15 protein-coding genes are annotated in these 14,484 nt (G+C 39.3%); 8 read left to right on the top strand and 7 right to left on the bottom strand.

All coding sequences use genetic code 11. The annotated features are described in order from the left end of the window. Nucleotides 1–4: 4 nt before the first annotated feature. The 4 genes from H589_RS0100950 to H589_RS0100935 all read right to left on the bottom strand — a co-directional run bounded on the left by H589_RS0100950 (nt 5) and on the right by H589_RS0100935 (nt 3,266). Nucleotides 5–553: a chemotaxis protein CheD gene (locus H589_RS0100950; RefSeq protein WP_027720292.1), complete on the bottom strand. Its 549-nt coding sequence runs from the start codon at nt 551–553 to the stop codon at nt 5–7. Nucleotides 554–710: 157 nt separating this feature from the next. Next, a complete protein-coding gene (locus H589_RS0100945) occupies nt 711–1,496 on the bottom strand; it encodes a DsbA family protein (RefSeq protein ID WP_027720291.1) in 786 nt (261 codons plus the stop codon). 2 nt (nt 1,497–1,498) lie between these two features. Further along, nucleotides 1,499–1,843, bottom strand: coding sequence for an STAS domain-containing protein (locus tag H589_RS0100940; protein ID WP_027720290.1), 345 nt, complete (start codon nt 1,841–1,843; stop codon nt 1,499–1,501). 265 nt (nt 1,844–2,108) lie between these two features. Beyond that, nucleotides 2,109–3,266: an MFS transporter gene (locus tag H589_RS0100935; RefSeq protein WP_027720289.1), complete on the bottom strand. Its 1,158-nt coding sequence runs from the start codon at nt 3,264–3,266 to the stop codon at nt 2,109–2,111. Nucleotides 3,267–3,417: 151 nt separating this feature from the next. Here H589_RS0100935 and H589_RS0100930 point away from each other — a divergent pair, with 151 nt between their 5' ends. Continuing rightward, nucleotides 3,418–4,131: a M48 family metallopeptidase gene (locus H589_RS0100930; protein ID WP_027720288.1), complete on the top strand. Its 714-nt coding sequence runs from the start codon at nt 3,418–3,420 to the stop codon at nt 4,129–4,131. 407 nt (nt 4,132–4,538) lie between these two features. Here H589_RS0100930 and H589_RS0100925 read toward each other — a convergent pair whose 3' ends face one another. After that, on the bottom strand, nt 4,539–6,083 hold the full coding sequence (locus H589_RS0100925) for a DEAD/DEAH box helicase (RefSeq protein ID WP_027720287.1): 1,545 nt from the start codon (nt 6,081–6,083) through the stop codon (nt 4,539–4,541). Nucleotides 6,084–6,284: 201 nt separating this feature from the next. Between H589_RS0100925 and H589_RS21030 the strand changes: the two genes are divergently transcribed. Further along, nucleotides 6,285–6,755 carry a MauE/DoxX family redox-associated membrane protein gene (locus tag H589_RS21030; RefSeq protein ID WP_027720286.1) on the top strand — a complete coding sequence of 157 codons (471 nt, stop codon included), beginning with the start codon at nt 6,285–6,287 and terminating at the stop codon, nt 6,753–6,755. 27 nt (nt 6,756–6,782) lie between these two features. Then, nucleotides 6,783–7,310: a rhodanese-like domain-containing protein gene (locus H589_RS21025; protein WP_035074634.1), complete on the top strand. Its 528-nt coding sequence runs from the start codon at nt 6,783–6,785 to the stop codon at nt 7,308–7,310. Between the two features lie 146 nt (nt 7,311–7,456). Here the strand turns inward: H589_RS21025 and H589_RS0100910 are convergent, their stop codons facing one another. Beyond that, complete coding sequence (locus H589_RS0100910) at nt 7,457–8,554, bottom strand: response regulator (RefSeq protein ID WP_027720284.1); 1,098 nt, start codon at nt 8,552–8,554, stop codon at nt 7,457–7,459. Between the two features lie 417 nt (nt 8,555–8,971). Between H589_RS0100910 and ald the strand changes: the two genes are divergently transcribed. The 5 genes from ald to H589_RS0100885 all read left to right on the top strand — a co-directional run bounded on the left by ald (nt 8,972) and on the right by H589_RS0100885 (nt 13,927). Continuing rightward, nucleotides 8,972–10,078 (top strand): alanine dehydrogenase, encoded by a 1,107-nt coding sequence (gene ald / locus H589_RS0100905; RefSeq protein WP_027720283.1) that lies wholly within the window; start codon nt 8,972–8,974, stop codon nt 10,076–10,078. Between the two features lie 294 nt (nt 10,079–10,372). Further along, nucleotides 10,373–10,915, top strand: a complete 543-nt coding sequence (locus H589_RS0100900) for an MASE1 domain-containing protein (protein ID WP_027720282.1) — start codon at nt 10,373–10,375, stop codon at nt 10,913–10,915. After that, nucleotides 10,912–12,714 (top strand): PAS domain-containing sensor histidine kinase, encoded by a 1,803-nt coding sequence (locus H589_RS18880; protein WP_051249563.1) that lies wholly within the window; start codon nt 10,912–10,914, stop codon nt 12,712–12,714. The genes H589_RS0100900 and H589_RS18880 overlap by 4 nt, the downstream gene beginning before the upstream one ends. An 11-nt stretch (nt 12,715–12,725) precedes the next feature. Continuing rightward, the gene (locus H589_RS0100890) at nt 12,726–13,094 is read left to right on the top strand and encodes a response regulator (RefSeq protein ID WP_027720281.1); all 369 of its coding nucleotides are present in this window, start codon (nt 12,726–12,728) and stop codon (nt 13,092–13,094) included. 80 nt (nt 13,095–13,174) lie between these two features. Continuing rightward, nucleotides 13,175–13,927, top strand: a complete 753-nt coding sequence (locus tag H589_RS0100885; RefSeq protein ID WP_051249562.1) for an OmpA/MotB family protein — start codon at nt 13,175–13,177, stop codon at nt 13,925–13,927. A 123-nt stretch (nt 13,928–14,050) separates the two neighbouring features. Here H589_RS0100885 and H589_RS0100880 read toward each other — a convergent pair whose 3' ends face one another. Further along, on the bottom strand, nt 14,051–14,446 hold the full coding sequence (locus tag H589_RS0100880) for a Ros/MucR family transcriptional regulator (protein ID WP_027720279.1): 396 nt from the start codon (nt 14,444–14,446) through the stop codon (nt 14,051–14,053). Nucleotides 14,447–14,484: the final 38 nt, after the last annotated feature.

Below are 14,484 nucleotides of genomic sequence, written 5' to 3'. Positions count from 1 at the left end.
GCTGCTATTTATTCCGGGCATTCTGGTTGACGGGAGTGTTCTGAAACATAGATTTTTCCAGTCTTTTCATCCAGATATCTCCGCTGTTGGTTGCAAAAAGAAGTTTGCGCCCAACATTTCCGCCAACATCCATTCTGCTTGGATACAGCCCTTTTTCTGCCAGGCAGTCAAGAGCTGCCTTGACATTTCTGTTTCCAATCCCCAGTGCAGAAGGTGGCCTGACCTGTGCTGTGGTCAGTCCTGTTGCTCCACCAAACAATTTAACTTCAAGTTCATTTTTTTTGACCCCTAGACGCAACATAGAGCTTAGCAAATGGTCAATGGCTGTGTCTACATATCTGCAAATCTGAATTGAACGCTCATTTTCAGCTTTTGCTTCATGTCTATAGGGGAGAAACGCATGGCATATTGCACCTTGCTTAGTACGGTTGGAAAACATTGATACTGCAACACATGATCCAAGCACTGTTGAAACAATGGTGGGTTTTACTCCGATATAGCCATCTCCTGTATGGAGGAATACTCGTGGGATTTCGGAGTCACTAAGGGGCATAGAAACATTCCTTTTTTCTGGCAAGAGGTTCATTATTCATAATAGATTATTTTTCGCCTTCTGCCCAGTATTTAATCTTTTTCTAAAAGCTCCTTAATCATATTTTTAGATTATCATGTATTATAAATAGTATTTCCTAGTTATACGGATAAAGTTTTTATGGAGTTTGTGAATTGATCATTTCAAGAACTTCTTCAAATTCTTCAAGAGTCCTTGCTCCAGTAACTGTTACGCCGTTGACAAGATATACCGGTGAAGCTGTAAAGCCTAATTGCTTGGCTTCAGCGATGTCTTGATCAACTTTTTTTGCTATCTCTGGTAGATTTAGATCCTGATGTAGTTTCTTTATGTTTAAATTTGCAGCTATGGCTAATTTATCAAGTTCTTTAGTTCCGTTTTTTTTAATTTTAAGACGATTTTTAAGTATCAGGTGATTCAGTGTTTTAGCCTGTTCGTGATTTTGTATTGCTGCGGCTTCATAGTACATTGCTGCAGGACGTGACATTTTGTGAATGCCAAGCGGATTGTGCCTGAACCTGTAGTTTATTTCCGGATGCTTTTTAAGCAATTCTATTATTGTTTTATCAGCTTTGCTGCATGTTGCGCTTTGAAAATCAGAAAAAGCAATAATGGATATTTTAGAATTTGCACTTCCCCATATTGGCCGTTTTGGATATTTCCTGGCCAGTTTAGGATTTGTAAGCTGTTTAAGACGTCTATCCCTGATTTTTGCTTTATTTTTCTTCTCAAGTCCGATCTGAATTAAATCATAAAGCTCTTCTTCGTGCCCTTTCAGTGCTTCAAAAATTAGCTGAGGTTCTTCCTTGAGAGTCTTGCGAATTTCATTTTTAATTTCTGATTTAGAGAAGGAGGCTGAATACGAAACAGATGGGACCAGGAAAATGCAGAAGACTAAAATAAGTGGCAAGAATAGACTCTTCATCTTTAGCTCTGTTCTGATAATTTGTCCGCAGCTACAAGTGCAGAACTGTATATGTTGAACATAGATCCAAAACCTGAAATTTCAAAAACTTCACTTATCATTCCGTTGATATTTGCAAATGCAATTTGTCCATCAATTGCTTTCAATCTTTTGGCTGAACATAAAATCGCCCGAAGTCCTGCACTTGAAATATACTCCAGCTCGCTTAGGTCGAAAACAATTTTATTTTCCCCGGAGTTAATGAGAACACACACTGCCTCTTCAAAATTAGTTGATGTTATAGCATCAAGCCGACCTTTAACCCCGACGATATTTACGTCATTGATCTTTTTATTTTTTATATCCACTTTATGTCCTTTTAAAATATAGCCTGCAGGATTTTTATAATATTCTTAATCTCTTTATTTATACAGCTTTGTAAAGACTGTAAACATTTGCAAAATGTAGATGGCTTTGTGTAAGTTCTTTTAGAATTTATAAAAGCAAAATCTGTTGTGTTTTGTTTATTGTATTCAATATAAAGGCTGCCATGATAGGCAGCCTTTATTCTAATTAGGTTCAAGATATGGTGCTAATTTTTATTAATATAATGTTATCATCTAACTTTTTATTTTATGATTTGCCTTTTAGTTTTAGTTCCCTATCGACAAACTGGCTCATGAAAAGTGAAAACATTGATAACACTGCAGCACCCAAAAACACTATTCTATAATCCTGCATCCAGGCGATACCTCCGATTACAGGAACAAATACAGCAGCAATATGGTTGATTGTGAAACTGACAGCCATACTGGGGGCGATGTCTTTCGGGTCGGCTATTTTCTGAAAAAATGTTTTGACTGCCATAGAGAAATTGAAAAAAATATTATCAAGAATATAAAGAAAACCTGCAACAATCGGACTGTCTGTATAAGCATAAGAGATAAATATTAATACAAGACTTGCGTATTCAAGGGTTAAAACTTTTCGTTCGCCATATTTATTTACCGATTTGGCAATGATTGGGTTTAGAAAATAGTTGATAACATTGTTGGCAATGAAAAGGGCTGCGATGGTCTGAATTGAGTAATCAAATTTTTTAACCAGCAGAAATACGGCAAAGGCTACAAATATCTGTCTGCGTGCCCCAGCCATGAAACTCAAGGCATAAAACAGCCAGTACTTGGAGCGGAAAATCATTTTTTTATGCTGTATGGGGATATCTGTTGAAGATGGGTCTTGAAAGAAACAATATATCCCTGCAAGAATTGCGACTATCCCGGCTCCCATAAAAAGCTCTTTATATTCAAATATGCCAGAGATTGCTAATATAACGACTCCTACTGCAATATTGGCTGCCGCCCCTAGACTGCGTAGTCTGCCCATAACAATAGGGGCCTCAGAATATCCGAAGTATTGTAAAGTTAATGACTGATTTAATGTCTCGTAATAGTGAAATCCAAAGGACATAATTATTGTTGTAAATGCAATTCCTGCAAATGAAGGCATGAATCCGGTTATTGCTATACCTACACCCATCACAGCAACAGAAATGGCAGCAAGTTTATGCTCATTGATAACCATAAGCACATATATGACAAATAAAGAGAGGAATCCGGGGATTTCTCTGATAGAGCCTACAGCTCCAAACTGTCCTCCATCCAGTCCTGCTACTTGTACTGCAAAGTTGTTAAGCAGTGTGCGCCAGCCTTGAAAGCTGATAGATGTGGCTATGGTCAGAATGAGCAGAAAAATATACATCTTTCGAGATGTCAGATTCTTTGTGGTCACGTTATAATCCTTGAAATGGTATTGGTGAGATAGGAAGTGTTACTAAGTAGGGAAAAAAACTTAATCCTCTAGTATCGATAATACAAGAACAAATTTTGGCGTGAACTTTTGCTCAGGATTTTAAATAAAGTTAATTAAGGTTGGTTTTTTTATGGCAGGCTTTCCTCCTCCGTATTGCGTGCGGGTAAGTGCAAGGGCAAAAAATGTTATTATCAAGCTTATTCCTGATCAGGGGATTGAAGTTGTGCTGCCCAAGGGAATAGATCAAAGCGAAGTTCCTGGATTTTTGGAGAGAAGACGGGAGTGGATTGAAGAAGGCATTAAAAAACTTGAAGAAAAGGGGCTTTCTCTGTCTCCGCCTGACCTGATCTTGCCCGATGTAATCTATTTTTCAGCTACAGGTGAAGAGTATACGATTCGAAGAGTCCGGAATCATAAATCAGGACTTCGCTTACGCAAAAATGTAGACAGGCTCTTGATAAGTGGGAAGGACTGGACTGATGAAAATGAACTATCTGTTTTGAGAGCATTTGTGCGTAATCAGGCGAAAGTTTTTTTAGTTAAAGAACTGCAAAAGATTTCTCATGATCTTAATTTACCGTTTAATAAGGTCTTTATCCGTTCGCAACGCAAGCGTTGGGGAAGCTGCTCTGTAAAAGGGAATATCAACCTGAATTTAAAACTTATGTTCCTTCCCTACCAATTGGTTCATTATGTTTTGGTTCATGAACTCTGCCATACTGTACATCTTAACCATTCAGCTAAATATTGGCGACTGGTGAAAATGGTTGAGCCTGATGTTGAGAGATTGGAAAAAGAATTAAGCGGAGCTGGGAAATTGGTTCCTGCGTGGATTAATTTTTAGAACAAAGGGAACAAGATAGTTTTCCACAGGTGTATAAAAATATCTCAACTATCTTAAAAAAATAATAATTTTATGAACAATATGTGTATGAATCGGAACATGAATCCTAATTTGGAGTAGGCTTCCCTCTTTGAAAGAAGGCGTTTCTAACTGATAAGATCAAATTATACAACTTAGAAGTGGGGAATTCTGAAAATTATTTTCAATAAGTGATTTGCAGTCCAGCGAGAAAAATTATTGGACTAAAGTCCGAAATATAGCCTCTTGAAATAGTCAAATTTCAGGAGGCTATTTAAATAGAGCAAATTATTTTAATTTTTCTCAAGAATGTTCTGCTTATAAAGCAAGAATGTAAGACCGAAAAAATTCCAGTCTAATATCTAGAACAGTAAGAACTTTTTTATTGGCTATCTTCGGTTTTTATTGGAAGAGCCTCCCCGTTTGCCCTGAGATCCCCCGCTTTTCGGTTTTCCCCGGTAAGGCTTGTTTCTTGTGCCGGAGTTTCTGTTCCTTGGCGCCGGTTTAGGTTTTGGAGCCGGTGGTTGCTCTGCGCGGGCATGGAGTGATTTCTGGTAGAGTTCATCTAAGAGCATACCCACAAGAGTACATTGTTCATCATCCTGTGAAAGCTGATTGACCAAACCCCTATAACGGCTGATACGTTCCCTTTCGAGAATTGTTTTGGAACGGTAGCGGCTTTCAAGAATATTTGTAAGGCGTTCGTTAATGGTTTCAATGACTTTTGCATCATCAGGCAATGCTCTGTGTTCAAACTCTATCTTATAAGCTATTCCAATTCGTTGAAGCTCAAGCTTTTGAATAACATCAACAAGTGAGATTGCTATACCTGATGATCCTGCGCGTCCTGTGCGTCCTGCTCGATGAATATATGATTCTTTATCTTCCGGCGGCTCATACATTATAACGTGGGAGAGATCTGGAACGTCAATACCGCGTGCAGCAATATCGGTAGCTACCAGAAAACGGATATCTCCACTGCGTAGCTGCGCCAGAACTCTCTCTCGTTTTGATTGCGACAGATCGGATGTAAGGTCTGCGGCATTGAAGCCGAAGTTGTTCAGCACTGCTGATACAAATTCAACGTTGGCTTTGGTATTACAGAAAATTATTGCTGAAGTGGGATTTTCAATTTCCAGAATTCTCATGAGCTGACGTTCTTTACCCATGGATGGGACTTCGTAATATGCATGTTCAATCTCAGTAACATGTACCTGCTTACTGCTCAGGCTGAGGAGTTGCGGTTTGTACATGAATTCTTTGGACAGGCGAAGAACGTGTTCAGGAAATGTTGCCGAGAACATGTAAGTGGAAATAGGTCGGCGAGGTAAGTATGATTTGACTTCACGCATATCCGGGTAAAAACCGATGGAGAGCATTCGGTCGGCTTCATCAAAAATGAGAGTTTCTAGATCTTCAAGGTCGAAGGTTCGTCTAAGCAGATGATCTAGAATTCTACCAGGTGTTCCTACAACCAGATGTGCCCCTTGTTCAAGCATTTCACGCTGATGTCCGTAGCCGACTCCACCATAAACAGAAAGTACCCGGAGTCCTGATCCTTCAAAAATTTTTTCAGCTTCCCGTTCAACCTGTCTGGCCAGTTCGCGTGTAGGTACCAGAATAAGGGCCTGAGTATAGTTTATGTTGGGGTCTAGTTTTTCCAGAAGAGGCATGACAAAGGCACCTGTTTTTCCGCTTCCGGTTTTGGCCTGTACCATGAGGTCTTGATTATGTAACTGATATGGAAGTGATTTTGACTGTACCGGGGTGAGGTTGTCCCATCCTGTACTCTCAAGGGCGTTCAGTATTGATTGTGGGAGGTCTTTTTTTGCGAGTTCCGGCATGGATTCTTCTGGTTCAACCACTTTATCCGGTTCGGCATGAACGCTGTTTTGCATATTGTCGGCAGGTTGGTCATCTTTTGAATTGGTCATAAATGTATCCTATTAAAACTTAAAATATATCTTATTAGTCTACGGTATAACCTTACACTATTCAAAGGGTATTTTTGCGTGAAGTTATAGATATCGATTTTACAGATCAATTGTATGAATAATGATCAGCTATAACTATTTGATTTTAAAATCTATGTGAGTGTAACCATAAAGACTTTATCTTGTCTGCAAGAGGTTTAAATGGTCAATAAATTGATGTCCGGGCAAGCCTATTTCATTATCAGGGTGCTTCTCTCCATTGTTTTTTTATATTCTGGAGCGGGTAAGCTTATGGATGTGCATGGCTTTGCTAAAGTTATCGGTGGATACGGGGTGTTGCCTGATCAGTTGAATCTTATTGCGGCAGCAGTTTTGCCTGTAATTGAAATAGTGATTGCTGTCGGACTGTTCTGGGACATTAAAGGGGCGCTTTCATCCTACATGGTTTTGTTACTTGTTTTTATGGGGGTGCTGGCTCACGGAATCAATATGGGCCTTGATGTTGATTGTGGATGTTTTGCTCCGGGAGACCCTGAAGGAGAGGCTTATCACTCTCTCCGGGAGGCATTGATCAGAGATTTTTTTCTGCTCGGTGCATGCGGGTATCTGTATTTTTTGAGAAAGGTTAAGGGGTTTCGTTCCAGATCTGTTTTTGCTCTTGTTACACGTTAATAATCTGAATTTCTGGAGGATGTTTTGATGAAAATGGCTAAGAATATTATTTCCATTGGCGCTATTTGTGTACTCATGTTTTCTTTGATCGGTTGTCTGGGGTCGGATAAATTCGGTCAGGAAGTGGAAAAAGAAAAGGGTGCTGTGAAACTCGTTCGCGAAGTTCAGCGCGGAGAATATGATATTATCACTACTGCAGAGCTTAAGGGATTGATGGATAAGAAAGAGGATATGGTTATTATCGACACTATGCCATATGAAGCAAGCTACAAGAAAGAGCATGTGCCAGGAGCTAAACAGTTTCTGTTTCCTATCCCGGATATGGTTGAGTGGGACGTCAAAGAAACAGACGGTAAAACAAAAGAGCAGTTCATTGAATTGCTTGGTCCTGACAAAGATAAGCTCATTGTTATCTATTGCGGTTTTGTAAAATGTACCCGCAGCCACAACGGAGCAGCATGGGCCAAGAAACTCGGCTATACCAATGTTAAAAGATATCCTGGTGGAATTTTTGCATGGAAAGGAGCCAATAACCCTGTTGCATCTGTGAAGTAGTTATTGTCAGAAAGCCCTTTGGGTATTTTTTTCAAGGATTAGAGGGGAAACTTTTAAAAAGTTTCCCCTCTTTTTTATGCTATGAAGACAGTTTGTTGAGTTTTTATCAATGTGGCTTAAATTTTAAACTAGAAAGAACCATACATCTAGCCCTCAATCGCAACTATAATACCATCCAGATTCTTTCCTGTTTTTTGCAGTAATTTTCCTGCGTCCTGACAGTTTTTTTCTATATTACCTTCAGCTGAAAGTTCAAAATGTTTTCGTAATGTATTTATTGCTTCTCCATTGGTTGTAAAATTCGTGAGCATTCCTCTGTTGAACATGAAAAGGCGCGCTCCCGTACCCATATCATAAGTTGAGCAGGGTGGAAGACCCCGACCTAAAGAGCCTAGCGGCCCACTCTGTCTTTCGATCAGGATTGATGGTTTATTGCTTGAAGGGAAAAAAATGAGGGGTAATGCTCCTGCATTTACAACAGTTAAAATTTCTCTTTCACGATTAAGGACTGAGAAGATACCATATATAATTGTGTCGGCTTGTGTAACTTTTTTAAGTTGCATGCCTATATTTCGCATAGTTATGGCAGGAGAATAGAGTGGCCCTGTATTCTCTGAAAGAAGCTGTTTTATGATTGAATAAACTTTATTGATTTCATCTTTAGGCGTTATGCATAACAGTAAATGGCCTTCAGTTGTTTCAGATATGATTGCTGCTTCATATATGAAGGCAGATGTTGACTCTGTAGAGGCACGAAATGTAGAACTCTTTGCCTTAATATTTATATTTTCCAGTTTTTGATACTGGCTATTTACAGGTACGAGATTGTTTCCTGAAAACATTCTGCGGTCACATTGTGCAATAAGCAGATGGGTTCTGATGCGATGTAGAACATCCTTATAGTCAAATGGCTTTACAATAAAGTCTACGGCTCCAGCATCAAATCCTTTGTTTGTATTTTTTACATCATCTAACGCTGTAAGAAAAATAAATGGAATTTCTGATGTCTCAGGGGATAGTCTTAGTACTGAGGCACACTCAAATCCATTCTCTCCGGGCATCATGATATCTAATAGTATCAAGTCCGGTTTTTTTTCTTCAGCCAGATCGCGACCGGCTCTGCCATTTGTGGCAGTAAGGGTGTTATAACCTTTTTGTTTTAAAACTATTTCTAGAAATTCAAGATTAAACGGTTCATCATCAATAATAAGTATTGTCGGTATATAATTTGGTCTTGTAGGCATTTACTGAACCCTCTACGGCTAAGGCATATTATCACCTTATATGCTTCTGAATAATGTAAAAAAACAGAAAAAAAGTTTTTAATCATTTTTGTAATTGTACATTATTCGCAATTCTGGATTGCCAAAAAAGCACCTGCCGGGATAGATTGTTATCTACTTCCTAAGAAAGAATAGCTGGTTGCTCTTTAGTATTCCCATATTCTTTATGTTTAAGAATTGGTTTACACATAAACACTGAGTCAATAAAGATATTGTTTAGACTTGGAAGTTTGCAGTTGCTCTTTCATAGTTTTTCATTTGCTCTTTTTTATATTGAACAATGTTTATACAGAGACGGTGTAGGTGTTGACAGGTTGTCTATATTAGCCTGTTACATTAAATCATTCCATAACTTTTTTATTTGCAGGAGTTGATAACATGCTGATCGGTATCCCAAAAGAGATTAAAATCATGGAGAACAGGGTTGCTATGACCCCTGGAGCTGTTGAAACACTCGTACGCCGTGGTCATGCTGTTGTGGTTGAAGAAGGTGCCGGTATTGGCTCAGGCCTTTCTGATGATGAATATATCGCAGCTGGAGCCAGAATGGTAACTGTTGATGAAGCATGGTCTGCTGAAATGGTTATCAAGGTCAAAGAACCTATTGCTTCAGAGTATAAATACCTTCGTGACGATCTCCTGCTTTTTACCTATTTGCATCTTGCTGCTGATAAAGCCCTCACTGATGCTTTACTTGCCTCTGGAACAACCGGTATTGCCTATGAAACTGTTCAGCTTCCTGACGGAGCCCTTCCTCTGCTTACTCCCATGAGTGAAGTAGCCGGACGTATGGCAGCTCAGGAAGGCGCGCTTCATCTAGAAAAACCAAAAGGTGGACGTGGGGTATTGCTTGGCGGTGTGCCCGGTGTTGCTCCAGCAAATGTTATGGTTATCGGTGGTGGTGTTGTTGGTACCAACGCTGCTAAAATTGCTGCAGGTATGGGGGCAAGAGTAACTATTTTTGACGTAAGCCACGCACGTCTGCAGTATCTTGATGATATTTTTGGTGGTAGAATCAGTACAATGACTTCAACCGAACCTAACATCCGTGCTGCAGTGACTACTGCTGACCTTGTTGTCGGCGCAGTTCTTATTCCCGGAGCAAAAGCTCCTAATCTGATTACTCGAGATATGCTTTCTACTATGAAAGAAGGTGCCGTTATTGTAGACGTTGCTGTTGACCAGGGCGGATGTGTTGAAACAATTAAACCTACAACTCATACCGATCCTACTTATGAGGTCGACGGAGTTGTTCATTACGGTGTTGCTAACATGCCCGGAGCTGTTCCCAGAACTTCTACATTTGCACTTGTCAACCAAACTCTGCCTTATGCTTTACAGCTTGCAGATAAGGGGCTTGATGCTCTGCGTGAAAATAATTCGCTTAAACTTGGATTAAACACGATTAATGGAAAGCTGACTTTTGCAGCTGTTGGTGAAGCTTTTGGACTTGAAACAATTACTCCGGACGAAGCATTAGCTTAGCCTAAAGTAAAATATATATTCTGTAAGGGAGTAAGGGGGTGACCTTTACTCCCTTTTTTTATTAAAAAACAGTACTTACCTTTGTTTACATTTTTTCTAAAATTGCTGATGAAATTTGGTCTCTTTTATTGTATTATGAAGAGCTGATATTAATATTTAGTGCTTAACCGTTTTAAGGTGTAATTAAGAGTAATGTAAAAATACAGTCAGTGTATATAGCGGAATGTATCTATGTGTTGTTGCAGTCTAATAATTAGTATGAGGATCTTAAAGTAAGATTCACCGGAGTAGGTTATGGGGAATATTATTAAAATTTCATCACGCAACGCTCTTGTCGCATTTCTTTATTGGGGTATTTCATATTTAAACTGGCTTATTTTTAGAGAGGTCGGCGTGTTACCTATGCCTATATGGCCTGCTGCAGGAGTAGCTTTTGTAGCTGCTTTTTACTGGAAAGCTGAAATAGGTCCTGGAATTGCCCTTGGAACTTTTTTTGCCAACCACTTTATTCTAGATGCATCTATGCTGTTTGCATTATGTATTTCTGTGATGAATAGTCTTGCCCCTGTATTGGGAGCATATTTGATTCGGAAAAGGGTGTCAGTGCGGCTTTGCATAAGAAATATCAGTGATGTCGCTTACGTTTTTTGGGTAGGAGTTTGCATTGTCTCATTCTTAAGTGCCTGTGGCGGAATTGGTAGCAAGTATATTTTAGGTCTTTTGCCAGAGGGGGTATTTGTAATTTCATTAGTCCGGTGGGCTATGTCTTATGCAGTAGGGACGATGCTCTTAGGTCTGCCGTTTCTGGTATGGATCAGGGATAGGACGGAAAAATGAAGAATAATGGAATTTCAGCTGGTAACATTATGCTTCTTACTTTTGTTCTCGGGGCTTTCTTTGTTTGGATTGCAGAGAGTTTTTTGGAGTTTCTCTGGTTTAATCATGCCTTGAGTTCATTTCTAGAGATCCTGTTTCCTTTATACCGCCCACACGAAATGTTAATGCGCATTATTCTTGTCAGTTCTCTATTGGTCAGTGGAGGAATTGTCTCCCATCTTTACGGGAAACTAGCTCTTTCAGAAAAGAAATCCCGTGAGAGTGAAAATGATTTAAGAATCACTTTTAAATCAATTGGTGATGCTGTTGTTGCCACTAATGCAGACGGGAGAATTACAAGAATGAATCCTGTGGCTGAGAGACTTACAGGATGGAGTGTGAAAGACGCTATCGGGGTCTCTTTACCTGAAATCTTTAAAATAATTAATGCCCAAACAAGAGAAGGATGCGAGAGTCCTGTTGATAAAGTTTTAAGAACCCGCAAAACAGTTGGACTTTCAAATCATACTGTTTTGATCTCCAGATCCGGAGAAGAGTTTCAGATTTCTGACTCGGCTTCGCCCATAATAACCGAAGATGGGGATATTGCTGGTGTTGTCCTTGTTTTCAGAGATGTTACAGAGGAATATAGCAGGGAAAAAGAGCTCAATAGGCTGCGCAACTATCTATCAAATATTATTGATTCAATGCCTTCTATTATTGTTGGCGTGGATCCTCATGGGCGTGTCACCCAGTGGAATATGAGTGCTCAAGAAGATACAGGTATTACGACCAATGATGCTATTGGGCAGAATTTGTCTGATGTGTTTCCGAGAATGGTTATGGAAATGGACAAGGTTAGAGAAAGTGTTAGAACTCGCAAGGCCCAGTATGAATTGCGGAAACCTCGCAAGTGTGAAGATGGCCTTTGCTATGAAGATATAACTATTTTTCCTTTAATTGCTAATGGGGTAGAAGGCGCAGTAATTCAGGTTGATGATGTTACTGAGCAGTTTAATCTTGAGCAGATGATGATCCAGACTGAAAAAATGATGTCTGTTGGTGGGCTCGCTGCAGGAATGGCGCATGAGATTAATAATCCGTTGGCAGCAATTGCTGGAAATACACAGAATATTAAAAATCGGATTTATAAGGATCTTAGGCAGAATACTGAAACGGCTTCCGAATGTGATATTTCTTTGGAAAGAATGCGGAACTATTTGTCTAAGAGAGATATTCCCAGAATGTTGGAAGGAATTGCTGAATCTTGCAACCGGGCAGCAAAGATTGTAAGTAATATGCTACGGTTCAGCCGTAAAAGTGATAAAAGATTCAGTGAATGTGATCTTGCAAAATTGATGGATAATACTATTGAGCTTGCGGCAAACGATTACGATCTCAAGAAAGAATATGATTTTAGAAAAATAGGAATTGTGAAAGAGTATAGTGACGAGCTGCCAAGTGTGTATTGTGAAGAAAATGAGATTCAACAGGTTTTACTTAATTTGTTGAAAAACGGAGCGCAGGCCATGAATGAAAAAGAATATGATGAGGGAGGGCCGTGTTTCATTCTGAGACTTAAGCGTGATGATGATATGGCGTGTATAGAAGTTGAAGACAACGGTCCCGGTATTCCAGAAGATATTCGCAATAGAGTCTTTGAACCTTTTTACTCGACTAAAGGTGTTGGACATGGCACAGGGTTAGGGCTGTCTGTATCATATTTTATTATAGCAGATCAGCATAACGGGATAATGGATGTTGATTCTGTCCCGGGGAGCTGGACCAGATTTGGTGTTAGAATTCCAATTTCATGTTAAAGGTGACGCTCATGAATCATTCAATTCTAGTTTTGGACGATGATATTCATGTCAGAGAGAGTTTAGTTATCAGTCTTGAGGACGAGGATTTTGACGTTTTTGAGGCAGAAAGTTCGGAAGCCGCATTGGATTTTCTAGATAAGAAGCAGGTTGATATGGTTATTGTCGATTTGCGTTTGCCGGGAATGAATGGGACTGATTTCATTGATTCCGCCAGTGTTAAATGGCCGGAAATAAAATTTATTATCTATACTGGATCTCCAGAGTTCAGCATACCGGTTAATCTGGCTCCAGTTGACAATGTTTCAAATTTGGTTTTTTTGAAACCATTACCCTCGTCTGACGTTATGATTAATGAGATTCGGAGAATGCTTGCGTAAGGGGAGCTGTATTTTTTTACAGCTGTAGGACATTTTGGGATTATTAAGTAATAGTTTTAAGTTTTTTCAGAGAGTTATCAGTGGCAAAGAAAAAAGAAGAGATTATATATGTCGTAGGAAAACCTCCCTCAGAGCCACCGCCGGAAGAAGGACTTCCTCCTTGGATGGCTACATTTGCCGATATGGTTACTTTGCTTCTTTGTTTTTTTGTTTTGCTGCTCTCTTTTTCTAATCAGGATATTGCTAACTTTGAGAGTATGAAAGGTTCTATGCGTGAAGCTTTTGGTGTTCAGTTTGAAGACAAGGGCGCAAAAAATATGGCTTTTTCTAGTAGTCCTTATGCAGAGTCATCAGTAAAAGCTAAAGCTAAAAAAGATTTGAAAGCTCTTGAAGTCGATATTCGTGCTTTTATAACTGCCGGTAAAGTTCAAAAGCTTATGGCTGTTAATAGTGACCAGCAGGGGGTTTTAGTCAGGGTTCCTTCCAGAGCTATTTTTAAACCTGGAACTGCTGATATTAATCCGCAATCAGCTCATTTGCTTGATAAAGTAGCAAGCATTATGAAGAAGAAAAAATTTAATCTTGTGGTAAGAGGACATACTGATGATCGTGCAACCAACAATAATATATATAGCTCGAATTGGGAGCTGTCTGCTGCACGAGCTGCTTCATGTCTGCGTTATATTTTGAAGAAATCAGGAGTCTCGTCTCATAGAATGAAGGCGGTAGGATACGCAGGGACAAAACCGCTTGTGCCCAATACATCAAATAGGAACAGGGCTATTAATCGCAGAGTTGAGTTTTATTATCAGCCTCCATCCGACAAGTGGTAGAATTATATAAATTTGAGTTCAAAAAAGCCCGGATCATTTTACATGTTTCCGGGCTTTTTGTTTGAACAGGGATTAAGTCATATATGAAATGCGAGTTCAGGTAGATATAATGATACAATATTTTTATTGTTTTTTACGTTTTTCCCATAGTTTCATTTCTTTCATCTTTTTGCGGCGTTCACGTTGCAGCGACTTACAGACCAAAGGTGTTTTTTTGGCATAACCCCATTTTTCGCGATATTCATCAGGGGTAAGGTCGTATTTTGCAAGATGTCTTTTGGTTAGGACCTTAAAAGATTTGCCGGATTCAAGGCAGATGATTGATTTTTCTCTAATAGCTTTTTGTGGATCAACTGGAGGAACCGGGGCGTTTGCTCCTGGATTATTCATTTCCTCTCTTATTTTTTGAATACCGGATGCTAGTTTTTGAACCATAGAGGTTATTTCTTCCTCAGTCATGGTTCTTACACTGGCTTGTGCTTTTACTATTTCAAGTGCTTCTTTTAAATGGTCTTCCATTATGCCTCCTTTTCGTCATTAATCTGAATTTAGTGTGT

The organism is Maridesulfovibrio zosterae DSM 11974 (assembly GCF_000425265.1).
GTDB classification, from domain to species: domain Bacteria; phylum Desulfobacterota; class Desulfovibrionia; order Desulfovibrionales; family Desulfovibrionaceae; genus Maridesulfovibrio; species Maridesulfovibrio zosterae.
This window is presented reverse-complemented; position numbering and strand designations above follow the sequence as displayed.

Bases quoted from the DNA above. Each gene is read 5' to 3' on its own strand.
- H589_RS0100950 (WP_027720292.1), bottom strand. From the start codon at position 553: ATGCCCCTTAGTGACTCCGAAATCCCACGAGTATTCCTCCATACAGGA.
- H589_RS0100945 (WP_027720291.1), bottom strand. From the start codon at position 1,496: ATGAAGAGTCTATTCTTGCCACTTATTTTAGTCTTCTGCATTTTCCTG.
- H589_RS0100930 (WP_027720288.1), top strand. From the start codon at position 3,418: ATGGCAGGCTTTCCTCCTCCGTATTGCGTGCGGGTAAGTGCAAGGGCA.
- H589_RS0100925 (WP_027720287.1), bottom strand. From the start codon at position 6,083: ATGACCAATTCAAAAGATGACCAACCTGCCGACAATATGCAAAACAGC.
- H589_RS21030 (WP_027720286.1), top strand. From the start codon at position 6,285: ATGGTCAATAAATTGATGTCCGGGCAAGCCTATTTCATTATCAGGGTG.
- H589_RS21025 (WP_035074634.1), top strand. From the start codon at position 6,783: ATGAAAATGGCTAAGAATATTATTTCCATTGGCGCTATTTGTGTACTC.
- H589_RS0100910 (WP_027720284.1), bottom strand. From the start codon at position 8,554: ATGCCTACAAGACCAAATTATATACCGACAATACTTATTATTGATGAT.
- ald (WP_027720283.1), top strand. From the start codon at position 8,972: ATGCTGATCGGTATCCCAAAAGAGATTAAAATCATGGAGAACAGGGTT.
- H589_RS0100900 (WP_027720282.1), top strand. From the start codon at position 10,373: ATGGGGAATATTATTAAAATTTCATCACGCAACGCTCTTGTCGCATTT.
- H589_RS18880 (WP_051249563.1), top strand. From the start codon at position 10,912: ATGAAGAATAATGGAATTTCAGCTGGTAACATTATGCTTCTTACTTTT.
- H589_RS0100890 (WP_027720281.1), top strand. From the start codon at position 12,726: ATGAATCATTCAATTCTAGTTTTGGACGATGATATTCATGTCAGAGAG.
- H589_RS0100880 (WP_027720279.1), bottom strand. From the start codon at position 14,446: ATGGAAGACCATTTAAAAGAAGCACTTGAAATAGTAAAAGCACAAGCC.